The organism is Nostoc sp. LEGE 12454 (genome assembly GCF_056620565.1).
This window is the reverse complement of the sequence record NZ_JBWQXL010000041.1, coordinates 33593-56576: the sequence shown is the minus strand read 5'-3', so window position 1 is coordinate 56576 and position 22984 is coordinate 33593. Positions and strand designations below refer to the sequence as shown.

Annotated in this window: 17 protein-coding genes and 1 pseudogene; 7 read left to right on the top strand and 11 right to left on the bottom strand. The window is 41.7% G+C overall.

The genetic code is table 11. The features are described 5' to 3' along the window. Positions 1 to 211, bottom strand: a pseudogene (locus AC1F2U_RS27720) (photosystem II q(b) protein); the annotation flags it as partial. A 722-nt stretch (positions 212 to 933) separates the two neighbouring features. Here AC1F2U_RS27720 and AC1F2U_RS27715 point away from each other — a divergent pair. After that, the gene (locus AC1F2U_RS27715) at positions 934 to 1305 is read left to right on the top strand and encodes a DUF2237 family protein (RefSeq protein ID WP_334985342.1); all 372 of its coding nucleotides are present in this window, start codon (positions 934 to 936) and stop codon (positions 1303 to 1305) included. Between the two features lie 208 nt (positions 1306 to 1513). Here AC1F2U_RS27715 and AC1F2U_RS27710 read toward each other — a convergent pair whose 3' ends face one another. The 5 genes from AC1F2U_RS27710 to AC1F2U_RS27690 form a co-directional block, all read right to left on the bottom strand. Then, positions 1514 to 3733, bottom strand: a complete 2220-nt coding sequence (locus AC1F2U_RS27710) for a hybrid sensor histidine kinase/response regulator (RefSeq protein WP_480264060.1) — start codon at positions 3731 to 3733, stop codon at positions 1514 to 1516. Positions 3734 to 3737: 4 nt separating this feature from the next. After that, positions 3738 to 4310, bottom strand: a complete 573-nt coding sequence (locus tag AC1F2U_RS27705) for a chemotaxis protein CheB (protein ID WP_480264059.1) — start codon at positions 4308 to 4310, stop codon at positions 3738 to 3740. A gap of 64 nt (positions 4311 to 4374) precedes the next feature. Further along, positions 4375 to 5238: a metal ABC transporter permease gene (locus AC1F2U_RS27700; RefSeq protein ID WP_292864954.1), complete on the bottom strand. Its 864-nt coding sequence runs from the start codon at positions 5236 to 5238 to the stop codon at positions 4375 to 4377. 45 nt (positions 5239 to 5283) lie between these two features. Next, positions 5284 to 6063 (bottom strand): metal ABC transporter ATP-binding protein, encoded by a 780-nt coding sequence (locus AC1F2U_RS27695; protein WP_480264058.1) that lies wholly within the window; start codon positions 6061 to 6063, stop codon positions 5284 to 5286. Between the two features lie 150 nt (positions 6064 to 6213). Further along, positions 6214 to 7185, bottom strand: a complete 972-nt coding sequence (locus AC1F2U_RS27690) for a metal ABC transporter substrate-binding protein (protein ID WP_480264057.1) — start codon at positions 7183 to 7185, stop codon at positions 6214 to 6216. Positions 7186 to 7989: 804 nt separating this feature from the next. Here AC1F2U_RS27690 and AC1F2U_RS27685 point away from each other — a divergent pair. The 5 genes from AC1F2U_RS27685 (at position 7990) to AC1F2U_RS27665 (ending at position 12520) form a co-directional block, all read left to right on the top strand. Then, entirely contained in the window at positions 7990 to 8490 is a 501-nt protein-coding gene (locus AC1F2U_RS27685; protein WP_480264056.1) for a DUF2231 domain-containing protein, read from the top strand. Next, positions 8487 to 9104 carry a DUF2231 domain-containing protein gene (locus tag AC1F2U_RS27680; RefSeq protein ID WP_480264055.1) on the top strand — a complete coding sequence of 206 codons (618 nt, stop codon included), beginning with the start codon at positions 8487 to 8489 and terminating at the stop codon, positions 9102 to 9104. The genes AC1F2U_RS27685 and AC1F2U_RS27680 overlap by 4 nt, the downstream gene beginning before the upstream one ends. Positions 9105 to 9221: 117 nt before the next feature. Further along, positions 9222 to 10148: a cytochrome c oxidase subunit II gene (locus AC1F2U_RS27675; RefSeq protein WP_480264063.1), complete on the top strand. Its 927-nt coding sequence runs from the start codon at positions 9222 to 9224 to the stop codon at positions 10146 to 10148. A gap of 13 nt (positions 10149 to 10161) precedes the next feature. Further along, the gene (ctaD, locus tag AC1F2U_RS27670) at positions 10162 to 11823 is read left to right on the top strand and encodes a cytochrome c oxidase subunit I (RefSeq protein WP_480264054.1); all 1662 of its coding nucleotides are present in this window, start codon (positions 10162 to 10164) and stop codon (positions 11821 to 11823) included. A gap of 94 nt (positions 11824 to 11917) precedes the next feature. Then, positions 11918 to 12520: a cytochrome c oxidase subunit 3 gene (locus AC1F2U_RS27665; protein ID WP_480264053.1), complete on the top strand. Its 603-nt coding sequence runs from the start codon at positions 11918 to 11920 to the stop codon at positions 12518 to 12520. Positions 12521 to 12634: 114 nt separating this feature from the next. On the opposite strand, the gene AC1F2U_RS27660 is transcribed toward AC1F2U_RS27665, so the two are convergent. The 3 genes from AC1F2U_RS27660 to AC1F2U_RS27650 form a co-directional block, all read right to left on the bottom strand. Further along, positions 12635 to 13231, bottom strand: a complete 597-nt coding sequence (locus AC1F2U_RS27660) for a hypothetical protein (RefSeq protein ID WP_480264062.1) — start codon at positions 13229 to 13231, stop codon at positions 12635 to 12637. A 202-nt stretch (positions 13232 to 13433) separates the two neighbouring features. Further along, positions 13434 to 14786, bottom strand: a complete 1353-nt coding sequence (locus AC1F2U_RS27655) for a helix-hairpin-helix domain-containing protein (protein WP_480264052.1) — start codon at positions 14784 to 14786, stop codon at positions 13434 to 13436. Between the two features lie 227 nt (positions 14787 to 15013). Continuing rightward, the gene (locus AC1F2U_RS27650; protein WP_480264051.1) at positions 15014 to 15139 is read right to left on the bottom strand and encodes a hypothetical protein; all 126 of its coding nucleotides are present in this window, start codon (positions 15137 to 15139) and stop codon (positions 15014 to 15016) included. Between AC1F2U_RS27650 and gatA the strand changes: the two genes are divergently transcribed. Beyond that, a complete protein-coding gene (gatA, locus tag AC1F2U_RS27645; RefSeq protein ID WP_480264050.1) occupies positions 15138 to 16598 on the top strand; it encodes an Asp-tRNA(Asn)/Glu-tRNA(Gln) amidotransferase subunit GatA in 1461 nt (486 codons plus the stop codon). The two genes, AC1F2U_RS27650 and gatA, sit on opposite strands and share 2 nt — an antisense overlap. A gap of 150 nt (positions 16599 to 16748) precedes the next feature. On the opposite strand, the gene AC1F2U_RS27640 is transcribed toward gatA, so the two are convergent. Both AC1F2U_RS27640 and AC1F2U_RS27635 read right to left on the bottom strand, forming a co-directional pair. Beyond that, positions 16749 to 17213 carry a helix-turn-helix domain-containing protein gene (locus AC1F2U_RS27640; protein WP_334842322.1) on the bottom strand — a complete coding sequence of 155 codons (465 nt, stop codon included), beginning with the start codon at positions 17211 to 17213 and terminating at the stop codon, positions 16749 to 16751. A gap of 295 nt (positions 17214 to 17508) precedes the next feature. Then, the gene (locus tag AC1F2U_RS27635; RefSeq protein ID WP_480264049.1) at positions 17509 to 22908 is read right to left on the bottom strand and encodes a Calx-beta domain-containing protein; all 5400 of its coding nucleotides are present in this window, start codon (positions 22906 to 22908) and stop codon (positions 17509 to 17511) included. Positions 22909 to 22984 lie beyond the last annotated feature (76 nt).

Below are 22984 nucleotides of genomic sequence, written 5' to 3'. Positions count from 1 at the left end.
AAGAACCTGCTACTGGTTCGCGGATACCATCGATGTCTACTGGAGGAGCAGCGATGAAGGCGATTACGAAGCAAGCGGTTGCGGCTAGTAGAGTTGGAATCATTACTACGCCGAACCAACCGATGTAAATCCGGTTATTGGTGCTGGTGATCCATTCACAGAATCGATCCCATACATTGGCGCTTGAGCGCTGTTGTAAGGTTGTTGTCATTGTTTTATAAGTGCGGTTAGTTATTTATGAATCAGGCGGTTTCGTCTTTGCCTGTGAAACTACTTTACACTGCTTTACAATTTTTAATCAAGTTTTATTACTTCAGTAAACCTGATGTAAGTCATTAGGTTTGCTTATTTAAAAGCAAACAACGAGGCAGGAATACGCCAAAGTTATCTTTATATATGACATCACATATCTGGTTATATGCCTCTTTAGAATCGGTGTCTGATTTATGTCTACGATTGCTCAACGGGAGTAACTCTCTATTCGCGCAACCTTTCGTAGAAAAAGGAACAAGAAATTCTGATGTTGGAGGCTACAAGTATTATTTGCTTACTTCTCTGGGAATAATAAGTCTGTATATTACCGCTATTCTAAAAAATTAACCCTCAGCTTACCACTGAGGGCTTTTTTTGTTTGGCAAAATGGCATATCTGTAAATTACAGCGTTGCTATGGTATTTGAGTAGGATACATTCCATGCGAAAAGTACTGACTTGCATTACCCCTGGTAGTTTGCCAGGGGTTTTTATTTTAACTGAGAGCGATCGCTCTTAAATATTCTGCTGAGAAATTTATTTTTAACAATTTTGAGATAAGTAATTTTAGCATTCCCTGCTTTTGGGAATTAATTAGCGATCGCGATTTTAATTCAACCAGGAAATTGACAATAAATATAAGCTTATATCAAGTGGAAAAATCAAGTACAACGAATTAACGATGACAGACGCTAAAAATGTAATCGATGGAAACCTAGAGGTTTGCTGTACTTCTCCCGTGACTGGGTTTTACCGCGACGGTTTTTGTCGTACAGGTGGTCAAGATTTCGGGTCGCATGTCGTATGTGCCCAAGTGACATCAGAATTCCTGGAGTTTACCAAATCACAAGGGAACGACCTCAGCACACCTGTTCCTGATTTTAATTTTCCTGGATTGAAGCCTGGCGATCGCTGGTGTTTGTGTGCTTCTCGCTGGCAAGAAGCTCTAGAAGCTGGCGTCGCTCCACCCGTCATACTTTCAGCAACCCATGCTAGAGCTTTGGAAGTGGTTTCTCTAGACGAACTGAAAAAACATGCCCTAACTTCGTCTTAATTGGGGATTGGGCAGAGGGGCAGAGGGGTAGAGGGGTAGAGGGGTAGAGGGGTAGAGGGGTAGAGGGGTAGAGGGGAAAAACTAAACTTACTGTAATTTCTCCCCTGCTCCCCTGCTCCCCTGCTCCCCTGCTCCCTGGTCACTGAGCGTAGCCGTTGGCGCAGCCTCTCGTAGAGAAGTGCTGCTCCCCTGCTTTTTCTTATCTAAATCAACTCACTGGAACTTCAATAGGCAGTTCTAATATATTGGCAACCGCAGAAATCAACTTATTGGGGTCAATGGGCTTAGATAAATGCTGCTGAAACCCTGCTGAAAGGGCTTTCAAGCGGTCTTCCTCTCGCGTATATGCTGTTAAAGCGATCGCGGGGATGCGTCCACCTTTTTCTGGTTCTAAAGAGCGGAGTTTCCGAATCAGTGTATAACCATCTTGCTCTGACATGCCAATGTCGCTAATCAGGATATCTGGTTTTGCTTGTTCAAGTACTGCAAGTGCTTCATCAACCGATGCTACCGCAATGGCAAAAGCTCCATACTCCTCAAACATAAAACTGAGAAAGCTACGGGTATCTGCTTCATCATCTACAACTAAAACCCTTAATCCAGCAAGAGGGGTAGATGCTAAAGAAGAGGAAATTTTTCCTGTTGCTTCTCTATTCCCTCTATTGTCTTGTAAGAGTGGTAATCTTACAGTAAAGGTGGCTCCTTGCCCAGTGCCTAAACTTTGGGCAAAGATTGTCCCCTTGTGTAGTTCTACTAGATGACGGACGATCGCTAATCCTAGTCCTAATCCATTGTGCGATCGCGTTGTGGTGCTGTCTGCTTGCCGAAAACGCTCAAATACTTTGGGTAAAAACTCGGAACTGATACCAATGCCTGTATCGATAACTTGAATTTGGGCGTACTGAGATTTTGAATTTTGAGATTTTGCGGAAAGCTTAAGATTCGGCTCTCTACCATCAGAATTTTCCAAGATGGATTTTAGATTATTGTTTTCTTCAGTGTTTGAAGAGTCTAAATTTTCACTATGAGATTCAAATCCAAAATTGTTCGATTGGGTTGTACTGAGGCTGGTGGAAGTAGCGCTCACACCAAAGTCTGAAATCGGCAATCCAAAATGCTTTGACAGCCTGACTTCTACCCTGCCACCTTTAGGGGTAAACTTTATTGCATTAGTTAATAGGTTCCAGACAATTTGCTGTAAACGGGCTGGATCGCCATAGACTGATCCGATCGAAGTATCCAGCACAGTACTTAATTGAATATCTTTCGGTTCTGCTAGGGGACGAACTGCCTCTAATGCCGCCTCCATCACTGTGAGCAGATTCACTGCCGATACGTTTAACCGCAACTGACCGCGGATAATCCGGGATACGTCCAAGATATCCTCAATTAGTTGCATCTGAGATATGGCGTTGCGTTCGATCGCCTCCAAAGCGCGGGAAGTAGCTTTTTCGTCAAGTTTCTTGGCGCGGAGGATTTTTGACCACCCGAGCATTGAGGTTAGAGGCGTGCGCAGTTCGTGGGAGAGAACAGCAAGAAACTCATCTTTCATTCGATTTGCAGCTTCTGCTTCCTGTCTTGCCGTTTGTTCTCGAATCACTTGAGCGCGGACTTCTTCTGCTTGCTTGCGTTCGGTAATGTCTTCAAGAGTGCCTACATAACCCAACAAGTCTCCTTGACTGGAAAGCATCGGTGATGAGCGAACTTGAACCCAACGAATGTTACCGTGAGCAGCTTGAAAGCGAAATTCTTCTGAGTATTCTCGACCTTCACAAATGTAAGCAGACCAACTAGCGATCGCTCGTTCTTTATCTTCTGGATGAACAGATTCTAGCCATTTATTTTCTAAACTCTCTGCCGCTTTCAAGCCACAAATTGCCTGATAGCGGGGATTGGTATATTTACAGTCACCTTCGGTATCAGTTTCAAAAATGCCAACGGGTGAGCAGGTACTTAGCGATCGGAATCGTTCTTCACTTTGCCTAAGTTCAGTATTCACAGCTACTAATTGCGCTGTTTGTTGCTTGATGGCTTCTGTCTTCTTAAATAGTTCTACAAATACTGTGACTTTAGAAGTCAAGATATTGGGGTCTAGTGGTTTGAGCAGATAATCAACAGCACCCAAGGCATAACCTTTAAACAGCATTTGGTCGCTGGTGCTAAAGGCGGTGAGAAAGATAATTGGAGTGTGACGCGATCGCCCCCGATTGCGAATTAAGGTAGCAGTTTCAAAACCGTCCATCCCAGGCATTTGCACATCCAGCAAAATCACCGCAAAGTCTTGATGCAGCAGACACCTCAAAGCTTCTTCCCCGGAAGTAGCTCTCACGAGATTCTCTCCTAACTTTTCTAGGATTGCCTCTAGTGCCAGCAAATTTTCTAGTTTATCATCTACTAGGAGGATGTTGACTTTGGGTTCCATCTGCATCGGTTTATTTCTGTGATGATTGACAAAGCTTGACCATCTGGGAAGCAATGTTTGAGAGTGTCAAAATCCAGTCTACTGTAATAGCAGAAATTGCTGCCTCTGGCATAATGTCGCTCTCCGCTGTGGCAGGTTCTTGTACAATAGTAATTCCTCCCCGCGCTTTTATTTTCTTAAGACCTTGCATACCATCTTGGTTTGCTCCTGTCAATATTACACCAATAACTTCCTCTGTGTAGACATCAGCTGCCGACTCAAACAGCACATCAATAGATGGTCTAGCATAAGAAACAGGCTCATCAGTCGAAAGAGCAAAGTGACCTGGTTCAACCAGTAAATGATAATCTGCTGGGGCTATGTAGATATGTCCTGATAGTATTTCGTCCTTGTCTTCTACTTCTCGAATTTTCAACAAAGTGGATTCTTGTAATAAATCCTGGAGTGTGTTGCTAGACTCTTTATGACGGTGTTGCACGATCGCGATCGGTACAGGGAAGTCTGCTGGTAAATTGCCTAGGACAATTTTCAATGCTGATAATCCGCCTAAAGAAGTACCAATTACAACAATTTTAAACGACACTTGTTTCGCCCTCACACCTATGGAATGGGGGTTATGTAAATAGCAAAGGGTATTTTATACTGAATCAGTCAGTGTTTTCCTGCTTCTTTGCTCTTACCAGTAACCCATGTTTAGGTGCAAAAATCATTGCTATGACAAACAACAAGGTTTGTAACACCACTATACAACCCCCAGTTGCACCATCGATATGATAGCTGATGTAAGTCCCCATAACACTAGAAAATACTCCAGATGCCATTGCAATTAGTATCATGTGGTCAAAACGGTCTGTTAATAAATAAGCCGTTGCTCCCGGAGTTACTAACATCGCTACAACCAAAATAATTCCTACTGTCTGGAGTCCGGCAACAGCAGTTAGCGAGAGTAATGATAGTAAAATATAGTGTAGCGCTCCTGTATTCAAGCCAATGGAACGTGCATGAGTGGGGTCAAAACAAAATAATAGTAGGTCTTTGCGTAAAACAGCTATTGTTACTAAAGTAATTACGCTAATAATCACTGTTTGGATAATATCTTCATTAGAAATCCCCAAGACATTCCCAAACAAAATGTGCGTCAAGTCTACGCTGCTTGGAGTTTTGGAAACTAGTACCAAACCCAGAGCAAAAAATCCTGTAAATACAAGTCCGATGACGGTATCTTCTTTAATTCTTGTCTTCGCTTTGATATAACCGATCGCAATAACTGAACCCACTCCAAAGACGAAAGCACCCACAGCAAAGGGGATATTTAAAACATAAGCAATTACAACCCCAGGCATTACTGCATGGGAAACAGCATCTCCCATTAATGCCCAACCTTTGAGGGTCATAAAACAAGATAAAACAGAACAAACCACCCCAACTAAGGCACTTACACAAATTGCCTTCACCATGAATTCATGCTGTAGGGGTGTAGTTAACCAGTCTAAGAATGCGAGAGTATTCATATTTTTATAACTTTAATCCAAGCAATATCAACTAAAAATTCTCAATCATTCAGATTCACGTTGATTTCCACGGATTATCTGACTTTTGCTGAGAGATAAATCTCCAAGAGAACCGCCAAAAGTCCGTGAGAGATTCTCTTCTGTAAAGACTTCGGATGTATCACCATAAGCTAGAATAGTACGATTAATGAGTACTACTTGGTCACAGAAAGTAGTGATAGACGCTAAGTCATGGGTAGAAATCAAGATTGTATGACCTTCCTCTCGCAATTCCAACAATAAATCAATCATCGCTTTTTCTGTTTTGATATCTACTCCGGTGAAAGGTTCATCTAATAGTAAAACTGTTCCTTTTTGTGCTAAAGCACGGGCGAGAAAAGCACGTTTCTTCTGTCCCCCGGAGAGTTCTCCAATTTGGCGATCGCGCATTGACCACATTTGCACTCTTTCCAAACTCTCCCTCACCACTCTTTGATCGTTTGCCGACGGAATTCGTAGTATATTCATGTATCCGTAGCGTCCCATCATCACCACATCATGGACACTTACTGGAAAATTCCAGTCCACTTCTTCTGACTGTGGTACATAAGCCACCAAGCTTTTTTTCTGCACAGTTTTTATCGGTAAACCATTAATCAAAACCCTTCCTGTTACTGGCTTCAAAAACCCCATAATTGCTTTAAATAGGGTTGATTTACCGCTACCATTCATCCCCACCAAACCACTGATTGAACCTGCTTGAATTTGCAAATAAGCACCATGTAAAGCAACTTTGCCGTGGTAAGCAACTGTCAAATTTTCGACATCAATACTAATGGATTTCATTAAAAATCACCTCTAAAATTAATTAATAGTTTGTAGTGAGCAGTTCTAGCCCTCTTTCCAAAGACGTAACGTTTTCCAGAGAACAAAACAGGACTAAACTCGTTACTACAAGCTTATTTTCAATAGTTAGATTTATTCTTGCATACTTGCTCATTTTTCCCCTAATCCCTGAGTTAGAGTATTAATATTACCTTCCAACAATTTGAGATAAGTAGGTGCTGGCCCATTCGCTGGAGATAGAGAATCAACGTAAAACACTCCACCAAACCTTGCTCCCGATTCTTTAGCTACCTGACGTTGTGCCCCATCATTAACTGTACTTTCACAGAAAACTACAGGGATTTTATTTTTTTTAACTGTATCAATGACTTTTTCTAGCTGTTTGGGAGTAGCTTGCTGTTCAGAATTGACCGCCCAGAGATAAGCTTCTTTCAAGTCATAATCGCGGGTAACGTATGAAAATGCGCCTTCACAGCTTACTATGTAGCGCTTGTCTGCTGGAACTACCGAAACAGCTTTTCGCAGTTTCTCATCAACGTCCTTAATTTTTTGGCTGTATACTTTGGCATTAGTATTATAAGTCTCTGCATTCGCTGAGTCCAAATTAACCAATGCCTTGCGAATATTCTCTACGTAAATCAAGGCGTTTTGTGGTGACATCCAAGCATGGGGATTAGGCTTTCCTTTGTAAGCATCCTCCGCAATTTCTACAGGTTTAATTCCCTCAGTTAGGGTAATGTGAGGCACTTTGGGGACGCTGTTATACAACTTCTGTGCCCAACGCTCTAAATTCAGACCATTATTCAAAATTATGTCTGCTTTTTGCGCCCTCACCAAATCGCTAGGAGTTGGTTCGTAACCATGAATTTCCGTCCCTGGTTTAGTGATAGATTCGACAATCGCCTTGTCTCCCGCCACGTTTTGCGCCATATCTGCAATGACTGTAAAGGTGGTAAGAACTACTTTTTTATCTTTTTTATCTAGGTTGGTGGTAGTAGTTGTGCCTGGATTTGAACTTAACTGTGGTTGAGAGTTAGAGGTTGGGCCACACCCACCCAAACATAGACTTAATAGCAGCCCAGATGCTACAGCCAATTTTTGCCCGTACTGCGGTAGTTGCATCTTAAAATTATTGACATTGAATCTCATTATAGCAATTTCATAATCTTCTCACTTTTGTCTCACTTTAGCAGAAGCAAGATAAAAATGAAAGAATTATGAGAATTTTTTGGGAAGTAAAAAACGAACCTGTGGCAATCCACTGTATTTCTAGATTTTGACTTAACGTGGTTCGACACTTTTATGTGTTGATTTTTGCCTTTTCTCATTTTAAGGAGCATTTTGAGCAGTTCAAATATTTTTGTTGTTTGCATCACAAACAAATATTTGATGATTGTGAAATACTTTACAGACAATTCTTGTATTTAGGTTTTGTAGTATTTAAATTATTGCAAAAATAAATACATTCTGGAAATATTTTTTTGTTAGATAACTAACTATTAAAAGTTTAATATTTATTGTTTTGACAATTCATAAAAATTTACTTAAGCTAAAGGATAGGTTAAGCAAATCAACAAACAACAGCAATTTGATTTAGCTACATCAAGAATTGCTGTTTCAGACTATCCGCATAAGGGAATGAATCGAAACCAAAATTATTCTATGTAGGCAATTAAACCAAATTTGGCTATAAAAAGCTAAGACAAGATTAAGCGTATTGCACCGCGCATAAATTGAACAGATTCCAGTCAATTATCGATGGATACTTGTGGTGATGTTAGTGAATATCCATCAATTATTGAAGTTTGACTAGTGATTTTAGATTTTGGATTAGGGTCTTCTGGTTTATCTCTCGTCAGGGACGGAATAAATCTAAAATCCAAAATTTATTGACCAAAGTGCGGTAGATATGTCCAGGAGAAGACAATGCTTGAGTATTTTACATCATTGAACGACCACAATTTGCCATATCCAGATACGATTCATCCCATCGTTGTCCACTTCGTAATTGCGATGGTGTTGTTTTCCTTTTTCTGCGATGTAGTTGGCTATTTTACTGGTAAATCCAGTCTTTTTGAGGTGAGTTGGTGGAATATGTTAGTTGCAACTGTAGCCATCTTCGTTGCGATTATTTTTGGTCAGTTTGAAGCGGGATTAGCACAGCCTTACAGCCTAGCGAAATCGGTGCTGAATTTGCATACGCTAATTGGTTGGTCGCTTTCGGGAATTATCACAGCGATTACAGCTTGGCGCTATGTAATTCGTGCCCGCAATCCGAAAAAAGTACCAATTTATTATTTGGGAGCCGGACTAGTTTTAACCTTAATAGTTGGCTTACAAGTATATCTCGGAGATGAACTTGTTTGGGTGTATGGATTGCATACCGTGCCAGTTGTGGAAGCAGTAAAGGATGGTCTGTTGCGATGAACTCAGAATTAATTGACCAATTGAGCGGCTCTTTAGGCGCAAACGGATTACCTTACACAATTCCCATTCATCCCAACTTAGTCCATCTGACAATAGGTTTGTTCATCATTGGAATGACCTTTGATATTGTCGGTGTTCTGTTCCCCTTTGAAAAATGGGTCTTCAAATTTTTAGCAATTACTGTGGAACGTAACAACTTATTTGATGTTGGCTGGTACAACATGCTAGGTGCCAGCATCATCACATTTTTCACAGTGGCAGCAGGCTTTTATGAAATGCTGTTGGCAACACCACCAGCTGATATGAAAAGTGCCTGGGGATTGCAGGCAATGGAAACTATGCTTTGGCATGGTGTGGGTGGTGTGTTTTTATTAGCGCTGATTGTTGTCTTGACCATCTGGAGAGCATGGCAGCGCTTCGTTTGGGCCAAACAAGAATACAAACAGACAGATAGAGAAGTGCAATGGATCTATCTGTTGGCAGGCATAGCAATCATGTTCATTCTGTACGTCCACGGGACACTAGGGGCGCAAATGGCTGCCGAGTTTGGCGTACACAATACAGCAGATAATTTGCTGCGATCGCACCAAGACCTAAACACAACACTCAAATAGTCATTTGTCAATTGTCATTTGTTTAAAGTTACCAATGACCAATGACTAATGACCAATGACCAATGACTAATGACCAATGACCAATGACTAATGACCAATGACCAATGACTAATGACCATGAAAATCCAGAAGATTTTAAATATTTTGACGCTGCTGACAGGCGCGATCGCAGTGACTGTTACGAGTCTCTGGATCGGGAAGCAGGCTTACTTTTGGCTTCCCCCCCAAGCAGCAGCCGAATCCCTACTAATTGATGATTTGATTAGCTTCTTAGTAACCCTCGGTGCCTTCATCTTCTTGGGAGTAACAAGTACTCTGATGTATTCTGTAATCTTCCATCGGGCAGTCAAAGATGACTTCACTGACGGCCCCCCAATTCATGGCAATGTCACCTTAGAAGTTGTCTGGACAGCAATCCCAATTCTGTTAGTGTTTTGGATTGCGGGTTACAGCTATCAAGTTTACGAACAAATGGGGATTCAAGGTCCATCGGAATTAGTTCACCTGCATAATCCGCTAGCAATGCAATCGGCTCATGCAGAACCAAATGATGTACCAGCTAACGCTTTAGCAGAACCTGTAGAAAAAATCGACGTACTAGCTAAACAGTGGGCGTGGGTTTTTCATTACCCAGAAAGAGATATTACCAGTACCGAATTGCATTTACCAAGCGATCGCCGAGTACGTTTAGCGCTGCGATCGCAAGACGTTCTCCACGGCTTCTATATTCCTGCATTCCGCCTCAAGCAGGATATTATTCCTAACCATGCGATCGACTTTGAATTTACTCCCATCCGCCCCGGACAATACCGATTAACCGATTCCCAATATAGCGGTACATACTTTGCAACGATGCAGGCGAATGTAATCGTCGAATCTCCTGAAGATTATCAGCAGTGGCTAGCACAAGCTGCAACCCAAAAGCCATCCTTAGCAAAAAATCAGGCAGCTTCTGAGTATGCCCAAACATCCAATCAATCAGTCCAAACTGGTTGGGTTACAGTTCCACCTGCTGCACCTCCTCTAGTCAATTCACCTGGTTGAAAGGAAACTAACCATGACTAATGTTCCTATTGAAGGTATCCTTCTCCCTGATGAGAAGCATAACCACGAATCTCCAAGTAATTGGAAAGAATACTTCAGCTTTAGTACTGACCACAAGGTAATTGGTATCCAGTATCTCGTTACCTCATTTTTCTTCTTTCTCGTCGGCGGTATCTTTGCGATGGTGATGCGGGGAGAACTGATGACACCCGAATCAGATTTAGTAGATCGCACCGTCTACAACGGTATGTTCACCATGCACGGCACTATAATGCTGTTTTTGTGGACATTTCCCTCACTGGTTGGTTTTGCCAACTATTTAGTACCCCTGATGATTGGGGCGCGAGATATGGCATTTCCCCGCCTCAACGCCGTCGCCTTTTGGATGGTGCCAGTAGTCGGGATTTTGATGATGGGTAGCTTCTTCGTTCCTGGTGGCCCAGCCCAAGCCGGGTGGTGGTCTTACCCGCCAGTTAGTCTCCAGAATCCCACAGGTAACTTGATTAATGGTCAAGTTCTCTGGCTCTTAGCGGTGGCAATATCCGGCGTATCCTCAATTATGGGGGCAGTGAACTTTGTCACCACCATCGTGAAGATGCGGGCCCCAGGAATGGGCTTCTTTCGGATGCCCTTGTTTGTCTGGGGAGTATTTAGCGCCCAGATTATCCAACTATTCGGATTACCTGCATTGACAGCTGGTGCGGTGATGCTGCTACTCGACCTCACAGTTGGCACGAGCTTTTTTGACCCAGCCAAGGGTGGAAATCCAGTCATGTTCCAACATTACTTCTGGTTCTACTCCCACCCCGCCGTTTACGTGATTATTTTGCCTGTCTTTGCGATTTTCTCAGAAATCTTCCCAGTTTATTCACGTAAACCCCTATTTGGTTACAAAGTAGTTGCTATTTCATCCATCTTGATTGCAGGAGTAAGCGGCATTGTTTGGGTACACCACATGTACGTCAGTGGTACATCAGGCTGGATGCGGTTGCTTTTCATGCTGACGACAATGTGTGTGTCTGTCCCCACGGGAATTAAAGTATTTGCTTGGGTAGCAACTATTTGGGGCGGTAAACTGCGGCTAAATACCCCCATGCTGTTTGCCTTGGGCGGATTAATCATGTTTGTATTCGCAGGAATCACAGGCATTATGCTTTCCTCCGTGCCCGTTGATGTCCACGTTAACAATACCTACTTTGTAGTGGGACACTTCCACTACGTCCTCTACGGCACCGTGACGATGGGCTTATTTGCTGCTATCTATCACTGGTTCCCCAAAATGACTGGGCGGATGTACTCCGAAAGCTGGGGTAAAATCCACTTCTGGTTAGCATTCATCGGCACCAACCTCAACTTTTTGCCCATGCACCCATTAGGATTGCAAGGGATGTTACGCCGAGTCGCTTCCTACGCCCCAGAGTATCAATTCTGGAATGTCATCGCTAGCCTCGGCGGATTTCTCTTAGGAATGTCCACTTTGCCCTTCATTTTCAACATGGTGATTTCTTGGATGCAAGGTGAGAAAGCACCCGCTAACCCTTGGCGAGCAATTGGACTAGAGTGGTTAGTTTCTTCACCACCCCCAGTAGAAAACTTTGAAGAAACTCCCATCATCATCTCCGAACCCTATGGCTACGGCAAATCAGAACCCTTGACAGCCAACCTCCCAGAATAAACGCAAACTATCGGGAAGACGCAAAAACCCTCCGCGTAACTCTGCGCTTCCCTTTGCGTACCTTTGCGTTTCAAATTTCCCCTCAAAAAGCAAAATGGACAGCTATATCAATTCCGAAGAATTGCACCATACAAGCGCAGAACACAGTCACGACGAAGAAGGCAACAAAATGTTTGGCTTCATTGTCTTCCTACTGTCAGAAAGCGTGATTTTCTTAAGTTTTTTCGCCGGGTATGCGATCTACAAAACAACAACACCTAACTGGCTACCAACTGGTGTTTCTGGATTAGAAGTAAAAGAACCAGCAATCAACACAGTAATTCTCGTTGCTAGTAGCTTTGTAATTTACTTAGCAGAACGCGCCCTTCAACGCCACGACTTAGTAAAATTCCGCCTGTTCCTCTTGGCAACAATGGCAATGGGAACTTACTTTTTAGTTGGCCAAGCGATTGAATGGAACGGCCTCGCCTTTGGTTTCACCTCTGGGGTATTTGGTGGAACCTTCTATCTACTTACAGGCTTCCACGGTTTGCATGTTTTCACTGGTATCCTGTTGCAGTTAATAATTTTGGTACGTTCTTTCATCCCTGGCAACTACGATACAGGTCACTTCGGCGTCAATGCAACTTCATTGTTTTGGCACTTCGTCGATGTTATCTGGATTATTTTGTTTATCCTTATCTATGTTTGGCAGTAAAGATTGATGGGAAGGAAAACCCAGATAATTTCTCTGGGTTGGTGTATGTGGCATTGTTAATTACTTTTATGCCCCATACACCATTCACTGTAATAACTATATTTGGGTCTTAGTTCAACCTTTCAAATTAACCTTCTCCTCAAACTTTGACCCATCTTGATGAGATAAAAATTTTTCACTACTGTGATAATTTCTTCGCCATTGTTCGAGCTTATCTATAGATATTGATTTAGATGTGACATTCACACCATTTCCTCGCCAAGCAACTTCTGAATCTGTTGTGAAAACCCCGCACTCTAATTGATCTAGCCTCATATTCCAATATTCGCTAAATCGACCTTTTAAAGTAATGACTTGCTCAAATACCTTGTTTCTATGCTTATTTCTCCTTTTTCGTTCCGTTGCTCCAGTTGCTTCTGTATCAATAAACTTAGTTTCAATTAAAAACAGACTACCTTTAAAGGTCAAGAAGACAAAATCACACTTTCCTAAATCTGTATAATCTGAAATTGGAGACTTTTCAAACAACAGCAATTCAGCGCACGAAGGAAACAATTCTTTAATATTCAGAAATAAATAAGCTTGCAATAGAAGTTCCTTATCATAAGGAAACAAGATTACTCCTTCAAAAAATTTTTGAATGTCATCGTGAGTTTGGGGTTGAATTTTTTTACAGTATGAAACAAATCTATGTAGCTCGTTGACGATCATCAAGTTCTAACTCCTTCCCCCAGTCGCAGCCTTAAGGGTATTAGCATCAAAAGATACCACTATCTCAAGGAAATTATCATCCGCATAAGTAACTAAAAAAACGATTAAAATCCTCAATACTTAAGACAATTTACTGTTGACAGTTCAATAAAACTAATTCTTAAGCTGCTTTTCAGTATTGGTGGATTTTTCATTACTGGCATCAGCTACCAGTCAGCGATTTTATATGAGCAGGAAAACTGGCATTTTGCAAAGCTTGAACAGTTATTCGAGAATCTTGTACGCAAAATTGCCAACCTAAGCGAACAAGTTTACGAGAAGTTTCAGTTTGAATAATTCCAATCACTGGCATTTTTGCCTTTTCTTTGTCTACTGAATGATCTTGTAAAATCGTTTTCAAGCGATGTAAATCTTCCATATTACCTGCTTGCTGGGGATTTAATTCCACCATTACCATTTGTACTGTTTCCACTGGTTCTGCATCTTCAAGAATAAATTGAGTTTGCTCGTCACGTCGGTCTACTTTTCCCCAAATAATCAATCTAGTATCAACTTGGAGTATGGAACTAATGCGTTCGTAAGTTTTCGGAAAAACTACAGCTTCTGATTGTGTAGTTAGGTCTTCTATTTGCAAGATTGCCATCTGATCGCCTTTTTTCGTCACCACTTTTTTCACGTTATTTAACATCACAACTGCACAAAGCCTCGTTTCTTCTCTTTGATCTGCCAGTTGCGAAAGGTTAATTGGTGTCAAAAGTGGTGCTATTTGTCGTAAGGATTTCAGGGGATGATCTGATACATAAAAGCCTAGTAATTCTTTCTCCTTTTGCAACTTTTCCTGGGGGGTAAAATCCATTATAGGTTTAGATTTTGGAGCAGTTTCAAAGGCATTACTTGCTCTTTTATTCTGAGTTGCAGAAAAGCCGTCGCCCAATAAATCAAATAGATTTCCTTGACCACTAGCTCTATCTTTCGCACGAGATTGTGCCCAATCATACACTAATTCTGAGTCGTTAATTAACTGTTGGCGGTTGGATTCAATTTTGTCAAAGGCTCCACAGTAAATCAACGACTCCAGAGTTCGGCGATTAACAGCACGCAAATCCACGCGATCGCAAAAATCAGCGAGTGATTTAAACTCTCCTGTCTCATTTCTTGCCTCCAAAATACAAGCGATCGCATTTTGTCCCACGTTACGCACCGCCGAAAATCCAAACAGAATCTTTCCTGCTGTTGGGGTAAAATCAACACCAGAACGATTAATATCTGGCGGATCTATGGAAATCCCCATATTTGTACAGTTAGTAATGTATCTCTGTACCTTATCGGTATCACCACTGTTAGCTGTTAACAGCGCCGCCATATATTCCAATGGGTAATTAGCTTTTAAATATGCTGTTTGATATGTTACATAACCATAGGCTGTCGAATGGGATTTATTGAAACAATTAGCAGCTATTAAGCCATTTTTTATCGTAAAATTATGGTCGCGCTCCACCCCAATGTCATAAACATTTTGTTTGCCTAAATATTTACGTGTGGCTATTTTTATCATCCTACCTTACCTCGAAAAATTTTGTGGAATTGAATAAAATTATGAAGTTTGTAGTATTAATAAGCTTGTAATACAAAATTATATCATTAGAAAACACTGCTATACTCTTACACAAAAGCAGCCAATATATATGAAAACTTTGGCAAACTATTCAATAGATGGTTGATAGCCATGTATTTGCTGTTTTTAAAAACTTATTAAACACATTTCAATACATATTAATCCGCTTAGTCAGATGAATGGGGAATGGCAAGCAGAGGAGAATAAGCAATGCCCAAAGCCCAATAACCAATACCCAATTTTGACCAATATGTACTAGAATCAATGACTTGAGTCACAAAGAGAGCAATCATGGCATCCATCCGCGAGTTGCACCAACAGCTGGTTAAAAAAGAACGTTCTGCCGTTGAAATTACCCAAGAAGCTTTAGAGCGCATTCAAGCGTTAGAGCCGAAATTGCATAGCTTTTTATGTGTGACGGCAGACCGGGCATTAGAGCAGGCGGGTGCTGTGGATGCCAAAATTGCCGCAGGAGAAGAAATTGGGCTGCTAGCGGGCATTCCTGTGGGTATCAAGGATAATATGTGTACCAAGGGGATTCCTACCACCTGCGCCTCCCGAATTTTAGAAAATTTTGTGCCGCCCTATGAATCAACGGCGACGCAAAAACTGGCAGATGCTGGAGCAGTAATGGTAGGCAAAACCAATTTGGATGAGTTTGCAATGGGTAGTTCCACTGAAAACTCTGCTTATCAAGTCACGGCTAATCCTTGGGATTTGTCACGAGTTCCAGGTGGTTCTTCTGGAGGTTCGGCGGCGGCGGTGGCGGCTCAAGAATGTGTAGTTGCTCTCGGTTCTGATACTGGCGGTTCGATTCGCCAACCTGCGTCTTTCTGCGGTGTGGTGGGGATGAAACCCACTTATGGTTTGGTTTCTCGTTATGGCTTAGTGGCTTACGCTTCGTCTTTGGATCAAATTGGGCCATTTGGAAACACGGTAGAAGATGCGGCAATATTATTAAGTGCGATCGCAGGTTACGATCCCAAAGACTCTACTAGCCTAAAAGTTGCCATTCCCGACTATGCTGCTAGCTTAAAACCAAACTTCAAACCCAGAGGTCAACTGAGAATTGGGATCATTAAAGAAACTTTTGGTGAAGGTTTAGACTCTGTAGTGGAACAAGCTGTTACCAAAGCAGTAGATCAACTACAAAGTTTGGGAGCCGAAATTCATATAATTTCCTGTCCCCGCTTTCGCTATGGCTTACCCACCTACTACATCATCGCCCCATCAGAAGCATCAGCAAACCTGGCTCGTTACGATGGCGTTAAATATGGGTATCGCGCTCCTGATGCAGATAATCTGCTATCAATGTACACTCGTACCCGCGCCGCCGGTTTTGGTACAGAAGTCAAACGCCGGATTATGATTGGCACTTACGCCCTTTCGGCTGGCTATTATGACGCTTACTACCTAAAAGCGCAAAAAGTCCGTACTTTGATTAAGCAAGACTTTGAAAAGGCTTTTGGTGCAGTTGATGTGTTAGTTTGTCCCACATCTCCCACTACAGCATTTAAAGCAGGGGAAAAAACTACTGACCCCTTGAGTATGTATTTAACTGACTTGATGACTATTCCTGTGAATCTTGCTGGTTTACCTAGTTTAAGTTTGCCATGTGGTTTTGACGAACAGGGGCTACCGATAGGATTACAGCTAATTGGCAATGTGCTGCGAGAAGACCAATTATTTCAGGTAGCTTATGCTTATGAGCAATCTACTACTTGGCATCTGCGTAAACCGCAAATATCTTGAAAATTGTCATTTGTCGCTTGTACTGAGCGTAGTCGTTGGCGCAGCCTCTCCAAGAGTTGTATTGGTCATTTGTCATCGGTTCTTAATTCTTCTCCTCTACTCAGTAGAGACGCGATTAATCGCGTCTCTACACTCTTTCTGCTTTTTTGGTCATTTGTTAGTCTGATTACTGACTATTGACTGTTGATTATTATCTTCTGGAGTCAGGGATTCAGCTGTAAGCTGTGGATTAAGTATATGAAGAAGACCAGCAGATGCACCGACCAATAATAAAATATAGGTCAGAACAAGAGGTATGTATGTATTTTGTTTGTTGTCTGAATTGTGGTAAGCATTTTTAGAATCTTGACAGACAACATTGGTTATAAGGCTGTACGATAAAGCATTTCCATCCAGCCCTAAAGCATCTCCATAACGACGGATGAATCCTTGCAGAAAAATCGGCTCAGGCAATTCTTCAAATCGATCTTCTTCTAACGCTTGCAAAATACCTACTCGAAGCATTGTCTGAGAGGCTATTTCTTCTATGCGAATAGATTTTTCTTGTCTTACTTGTCGCAAGCGTGTGGTTATTTCCTTTAGTTGCTCTACTTGAGCTTCATTTAAGAGCGTCACAGTCTTCTCCTGTATGGGCTAATTCTACTATTCATTGAGAAGACTTCAATCCGCATACGTAATTTTACTGAATATTTGATTTTAGGATAAATTTTTTTGAGAATGGCTTAATCCTGCATTTTAAATTGCTAATCGAACTTTACATAAGTATATATTGAGTTTAAATTAATACTTTCATTGTAAAAAAGCTAGAGGGTTAAACAAAAAACCTGTAATTTATAGCACAAGTATTTTACCAACGACTACTCTGGGCTGGGATAATTGCAGCGATCGCTAATGTTCTGTTCAATAACGATTAGTCATCATTCTTGATTGTGCCAACTCCTTGGTGATTATTAAATATGGCATTTGCTGCACCATAGATATTGACAAAAAATGTTTCATTGGGTTCAACTTTATTATCACCTCTGACGCCAATACTAATAACTTTGCTAGTTTCGCCAGGGTTGAAAACAATTGTCCCCAACCCGAAATTGTAATCCGAGTCAGATTCTTGGGCAGTACCATCACTCGTACTGTAATTTACAACTATCGGTTGATAGAATTCATTCGAGAGAGTGACGACAAAATTAGCATTAGTTGTCATCCCTGTTGTGCCTTCTTTGACTAATACATCTGCAATACTGATGGCTGGGGGTTGGTCATCATTTATGATAGTAGCCACTCCCAAGCTATCAGTAATTGTGGTGTTTGTAGCACCAAAGAGATTGACAGAAAATGTCTCATTGGTTTCAGGTTTGTTATCACCTATGACACCAATAGCAAGAGTTTTGGTGGTTTCGCCAGGATTGAAAACGATTGTCCCGGAAGCAGGGTTGTAATCAGAGTCAGAAACTTTAGCAGTGCCATCACTAGTGTTGTAATTTACAGTAACCTGCTGTAAACTCGCTGCGGAGAGAGTGACGATAAAGTTAGCATTAGTTGTTGTGCCTGTGTTACCTTCAGCAATTGAGACATCCGAGATACTGACAGTTGTTGGGTTGTCATCATCAATGATGGTAGCGATTCCTAAACTATCTGCAATCGTGCCATTTGTCGCGCCTGAAAGATTGACAGAAAATGTCTCGTTGGCTTCACTTTGGTTATCGCCGCTGACGCCAATACTAAGAGTTTTGCTAGTTTCACCAGGAGCGAAAATAATTGTTCCTGAATCAGAGTTGTAATCAGAGTCAGCAATTTGGGCAGTGCCATCACTCGTGTTGTAATTTACAGTAACTTGCTGATAACTAGGATTGGAGAGACTGATAGTAAAGTTAGCATTACTTGTTGTGCCTATGTTACCTTCAGAAACCGAGACATCCGAAATGCTGATAGTTGGTTGGTTATCATCGTTGATAATAGTACCAACTCCTAAACTATCTGCGATCGCAGCATTTGTCGCACCCAAAAGATTGACAGAAAATGTCTCGTCAGGTTCAAATTTGTTATCGCCTAAAACACCAATGCTAATAACTTTGCTAGTTTCACCAGGATTGAAAGTAATCGTCCCAAAAGCCGAGTTGTAATCAGAGTCACCAACTTGAGCAGTGCCATCACTCGTGTTGTAATTTACAGTAATCTGTTGAGAACTAGGATTAGAAAGACTGATAGTAAAATTAGCGTTAGTTGTTGTACCTGTGTTGCCTTCAGTAACTGAGACATCCGAGATGCTGATAGTTGGTTGGTTATCATCGTTGATGATGGTAGCAACTCCTAAACTATCTGCGATCGCAGCATTTGTTGCAGCCGAAAGATTCACAGAGAATGTCTCGTCAGTTTCAGTTTGGTTATCACCTATGACGCCAATACTAATAACTTTGCTCGTTTCACCAGGATTGAAAGTAATCGTCCCGAAAGCCGAGTTGTAATCAGAGTCACCAACTTGAGCAGTGCCATCACTCGTGTTGTAATTTACAGTAATCTGTTGAGAACTAGGATTAGAAAGACTGATAGTAAAGTTAGCATTAGTTGTTGTGCCTGTATTGCCTTCGGTAACTGAGACATCCGAGATACTGATAGTTGGTTGGTTGTCATCATCAATGATGCTACCAACACCTAAATCATCTGCGATCGCGGCATTTGTCGCAGCCGAAAGATTGACAGAAAATGTCTCGTTGGTTTCAGCTTTGTTATCACCGATGACACCAATGCTAATAACTTTGCTCGTTTCGCCAGGATTGAAAGTAATCGTCCCAGAAGCAGAGTTGTAATCAGAGTCACCAAGTTGAGCAGTGCCATCACTCGTGTTGTAATTTACAGTAATCTGCTGATAACTAGGATTGGAGAGAGTGACAATAAAGTTGGCATTAGTTGTTGTGCCTGTATTGCCTTCGGTAACAGAGACATCCGAGATACTGATAGTTGGTTGGTTATCATCGTTGATGATGGTAGCAACTGCTAAACTATCTGCGATCGCGGCATTTGTCGCACCCAAAAGATTTACAGAAAATGCCTCGTCGGTTTCAAATTTGTTATCGCCTACAACACCAATGTTAAGGGTTTTACTGGTTTCGCCAGGATTGAAAATAATCGTCCCCTGAGTAGAATTGTAATCAGAGTCAGCAGCATTAGCAGTGCCATCACTTGTGTTGTAATTTACAGTAATCTGCTGATAACTGGCATTGGAAAGACTGATAGTGAAATTAGCGTTAGTTGTTGTACCTGTGTTGCCTTCAGTAACAGAGACATCTGAGATGCTGATAGTTGGTTGGCTATCATCGTTGATGATGTTTACTGTAGCCGAACTGTTAGTAATTATGGAATTTGGCGCTCCAGTTATGATACTGGGGTTACTCAGAATAACAGTAATGTCTTCATTGAGTTCAAATGTGTTGTCACCCAAAACATTAGCTGTAATTGTCTTTGTGGTTTCCCCAACAGCGAAGCTTAAAGTTCCAGATGTAGCAGTTCCTCCACCCGTAACTTGAATATTGTTATAGTCACTGCCAAAAGTTGCTGCACCGTTAAAAGCATAATTTACAGTACTAGCCACGCCAATACCACCACTGCGAGTAACTGTGAAGGTAACAGCTTGAGTACCGCTATTACTTTCAGTTAAAGTTGAGGTGGGAGTAGAAATTGCATATTGAATCGCATCATTAGCAGCAATAGTTAGAGTAGTTTCAGTTATTGTCCCCAAATCAGCTCCTGTTAGCGTGCCGAAGTTGAGTACAACTGTTTCTGCATTCTCAGGTAAATCGTCTGGATTTATAGTAAAAGTAATTAGCTGTGTTAAATTTGCGCCTGTTGCCCCAGCAGTAAAAGAGATGGTAGCGGGGGAAAAAGTGTAATCGTTGCCATTAGTAGCCGTGCTATTGTTTTTGACGACAATAGGAACTGTGACAGCGGTTTCAGGAGAGGCATCTAAGGTAACAGAAATAGTTACTGTAGTGGCGGTACTATCTTCTGTTGTGTTGTACGTAGCAGCACCAAAGTTGACTTTTGGAAGCACATATTCAAATGCTCCAATGTCGATTCTCCCGCTTTCAATACGTTTAAAATCCGTGCCACGCTGATCCGTAGTTAAGCCACCATTGTAAGCGGGATCGCCAGCATTCCTGGCAGGACTGTTAAAGTATAGAGCATGAGTTTGTGTAGAACCACCGTAATCTCCTAGCGGTTTGAGTCCGGGGTTGGGGTTAATAATATCTGTACCCGTGCCCAGAGTCCCGGATGATTTACCAGTAAGATTGCCAATCAGGTTGTAAGCATTACCATTGAAATTGATCCCAGAGATATCTGGCCCTTGATTACCTCGGTCAATATTGCCCGCAATGATGCTATTGCTGATGCTTACCGTACCGCCAGACCTAAAAATACCGCCACCATTACCTGTACCATTGTTATCACTGTCAGCAGTGTTCTGAAAAATAGTGCTATTACTCACCGTGGCATTGCTGGTGTAGATGCCACCACCAGAAATTTTTGCTGTATTGCTAGAAATAGTGCTATTGCTTATGGTGAGAAGAGTACTACTGAAGATACCACCGCCGTTATCGTTGGCAGTGTTGCCGGAAAAAGTACTATTGCTAATAGTGGTATTGCTACTGTAGATGCCGCCGCCCCTGTAGCTGGCGGTGTTGCCAGAAAGAGTACTATTGCTGACTGTGACACTATTGGTACTATAAATGCCACCGCCGCTACTGTTGGCGGTGTTACCAGAAATGATGCTATTGCTGACTGTGAGACTATTAGTACTGTAAATGCCGCCACCATTGTTATTTCCTGCATTTCCCCCAGCTATATGTAACCCATCAATTAAGAGGGATGCACTGGCATTAAAAATACGGGAAGCATTGTTACCATTAATGATGAGTTTATTAGCCCCAGTTCCTTGAATTATGACTCCTTCGGTAACATTCAATTCCCCAGAAGTGAGGGTAATAGTGTCGGGGGTAGCGTCACCAAATATCCCAGTCGTATCAAAGATGATTGTCTCAATCCCTGGATCGTTATTGGCATTGATAATAGCTTGCCTCAATGAGCCAGCACCGCTATCATTGGTGTTAGTTACTACAAAAGTAGTATTATTTAGTTTGACAGATACATCGTCAATCGCTAAACCATGATCGTTGCTTCCATCATCTATGTCTTCCCAACGCAATATAATCTCTTCACCGTTAGTGATTGGGGTAGATAGGTTAAATATTACAGGTGCTATGACTACTCGATTGACACTTTGATTGCCATCTATGGCACCTGCGGTTGCAGTTGCAATTGGCCCGGTGAAATCTAGCGATGTGACAGATGTCCATGTTCCTGTTGTCAAACTTGTGAGAGTTGATCCAGTTTGATAACTAAATTTCAGCTGTTGCGGTGATATATTACCACCATTACGCCATTGCTCACCTGTGTAACCTACTTGCAAGTTAGTAATTGGTGAACCTGTGTTGTTTTGGAGGCGCAACCCATAATAAATAGTCCCTGTAGTACCAGAAGCTACAGAACCAAGTGCCCGTTCTGCATTATTAGCATTACCAAAACTGTACAATCCACCTGTGTTATTACTGCCAGTACCAGTGATGTAATTTGTTCTCGTGGAATACCAGCCCAAAATGGTTGAATCATTAGTCCAAGTAATAGATGTTCCAGAACTAGCTAATGTGTTGAAGTTTTCAGAGTATGTGCCAGTAAAACTAGCTGGCAAAATAGATTGGTAAGTCTGTATTACTTCAGGTTGAAATGCCAGAGAAGCCTCAATTTTCCCTGTCTTCACTTCTAAATCCCAGTCGCCACCTAAAGCTGCACTTCCGGTTTTGTCAGTGGAAGCGGCAACATCTGCTCCAGTAATTTGGCTAATCTGCTGTACAAATTTTGTGCCTTCACCGCTGGCTACATCACAGCCATAAAGTAGGATGTCAGCTTTATCAGTTAAAGCACTTGCCCACTTTTGTAACTGATTTTTGTAGCTATCCAGATTGCTAAGGTTGAAGTTGATTGACCCTAGCTGCAAACTCCCCACACTTCCGTGGGAAACAATGTGAATTGATTGAACTGAATTGGATTCACGTTTTGCTAGAAACTCGGTAATTTGTGCTAAACCGTCTCTATTGGCATCAAGAATAACAACTTCACTGCCGAGTGTGATACCAGCCATTAAGCTTTGGTAATCTATAACTTTTGGATCTATAAAAACAATATTTGTGTTTGCATCTATTAATTTTATAGTAGACTTGTTTCTGGTTTTAGGATGATAACTTTCTGGCTGTTTTATCATAATTATTATTCCTTAAATATAATTTATTAGCTTTGGCTTAGTAATATTTATCGTGCACAACAAAGTAGAAAGTGAA

Excerpts from the sequence above, each read along its gene's own strand:
- AC1F2U_RS27710 (WP_480264060.1), bottom strand. The coding sequence starts at position 3,733 with ATGCAGATGGAACCCAAAGTCAACATCCTCCTAGTAGATGATAAACTA.
- AC1F2U_RS27675 (WP_480264063.1), top strand. The coding sequence starts at position 9,222 with ATGAAAATCCAGAAGATTTTAAATATTTTGACGCTGCTGACAGGCGCG.
- AC1F2U_RS27660 (WP_480264062.1), bottom strand. The coding sequence starts at position 13,231 with ATGATCGTCAACGAGCTACATAGATTTGTTTCATACTGTAAAAAAATT.
- AC1F2U_RS27655 (WP_480264052.1), bottom strand. The coding sequence starts at position 14,786 with ATGATAAAAATAGCCACACGTAAATATTTAGGCAAACAAAATGTTTAT.
- AC1F2U_RS27700 (WP_292864954.1), bottom strand. The coding sequence starts at position 5,238 with ATGAATACTCTCGCATTCTTAGACTGGTTAACTACACCCCTACAGCAT.
- AC1F2U_RS27715 (WP_334985342.1), top strand. The coding sequence starts at position 934 with ATGACAGACGCTAAAAATGTAATCGATGGAAACCTAGAGGTTTGCTGT.
- AC1F2U_RS27690 (WP_480264057.1), bottom strand. The coding sequence starts at position 7,185 with ATGCAACTACCGCAGTACGGGCAAAAATTGGCTGTAGCATCTGGGCTG.
- AC1F2U_RS27695 (WP_480264058.1), bottom strand. The coding sequence starts at position 6,063 with ATGAAATCCATTAGTATTGATGTCGAAAATTTGACAGTTGCTTACCAC.
- ctaD (WP_480264054.1), top strand. The coding sequence starts at position 10,162 with ATGACTAATGTTCCTATTGAAGGTATCCTTCTCCCTGATGAGAAGCAT.
- gatA (WP_480264050.1), top strand. The coding sequence starts at position 15,138 with ATGGCATCCATCCGCGAGTTGCACCAACAGCTGGTTAAAAAAGAACGT.
- AC1F2U_RS27650 (WP_480264051.1), bottom strand. The coding sequence starts at position 15,139 with ATGATTGCTCTCTTTGTGACTCAAGTCATTGATTCTAGTACATATTGG.
- AC1F2U_RS27635 (WP_480264049.1), bottom strand. The coding sequence starts at position 22,908 with ATGATAAAACAGCCAGAAAGTTATCATCCTAAAACCAGAAACAAGTCT.
- AC1F2U_RS27665 (WP_480264053.1), top strand. The coding sequence starts at position 11,918 with ATGGACAGCTATATCAATTCCGAAGAATTGCACCATACAAGCGCAGAA.
- AC1F2U_RS27680 (WP_480264055.1), top strand. The coding sequence starts at position 8,487 with ATGAACTCAGAATTAATTGACCAATTGAGCGGCTCTTTAGGCGCAAAC.
- AC1F2U_RS27685 (WP_480264056.1), top strand. The coding sequence starts at position 7,990 with ATGCTTGAGTATTTTACATCATTGAACGACCACAATTTGCCATATCCA.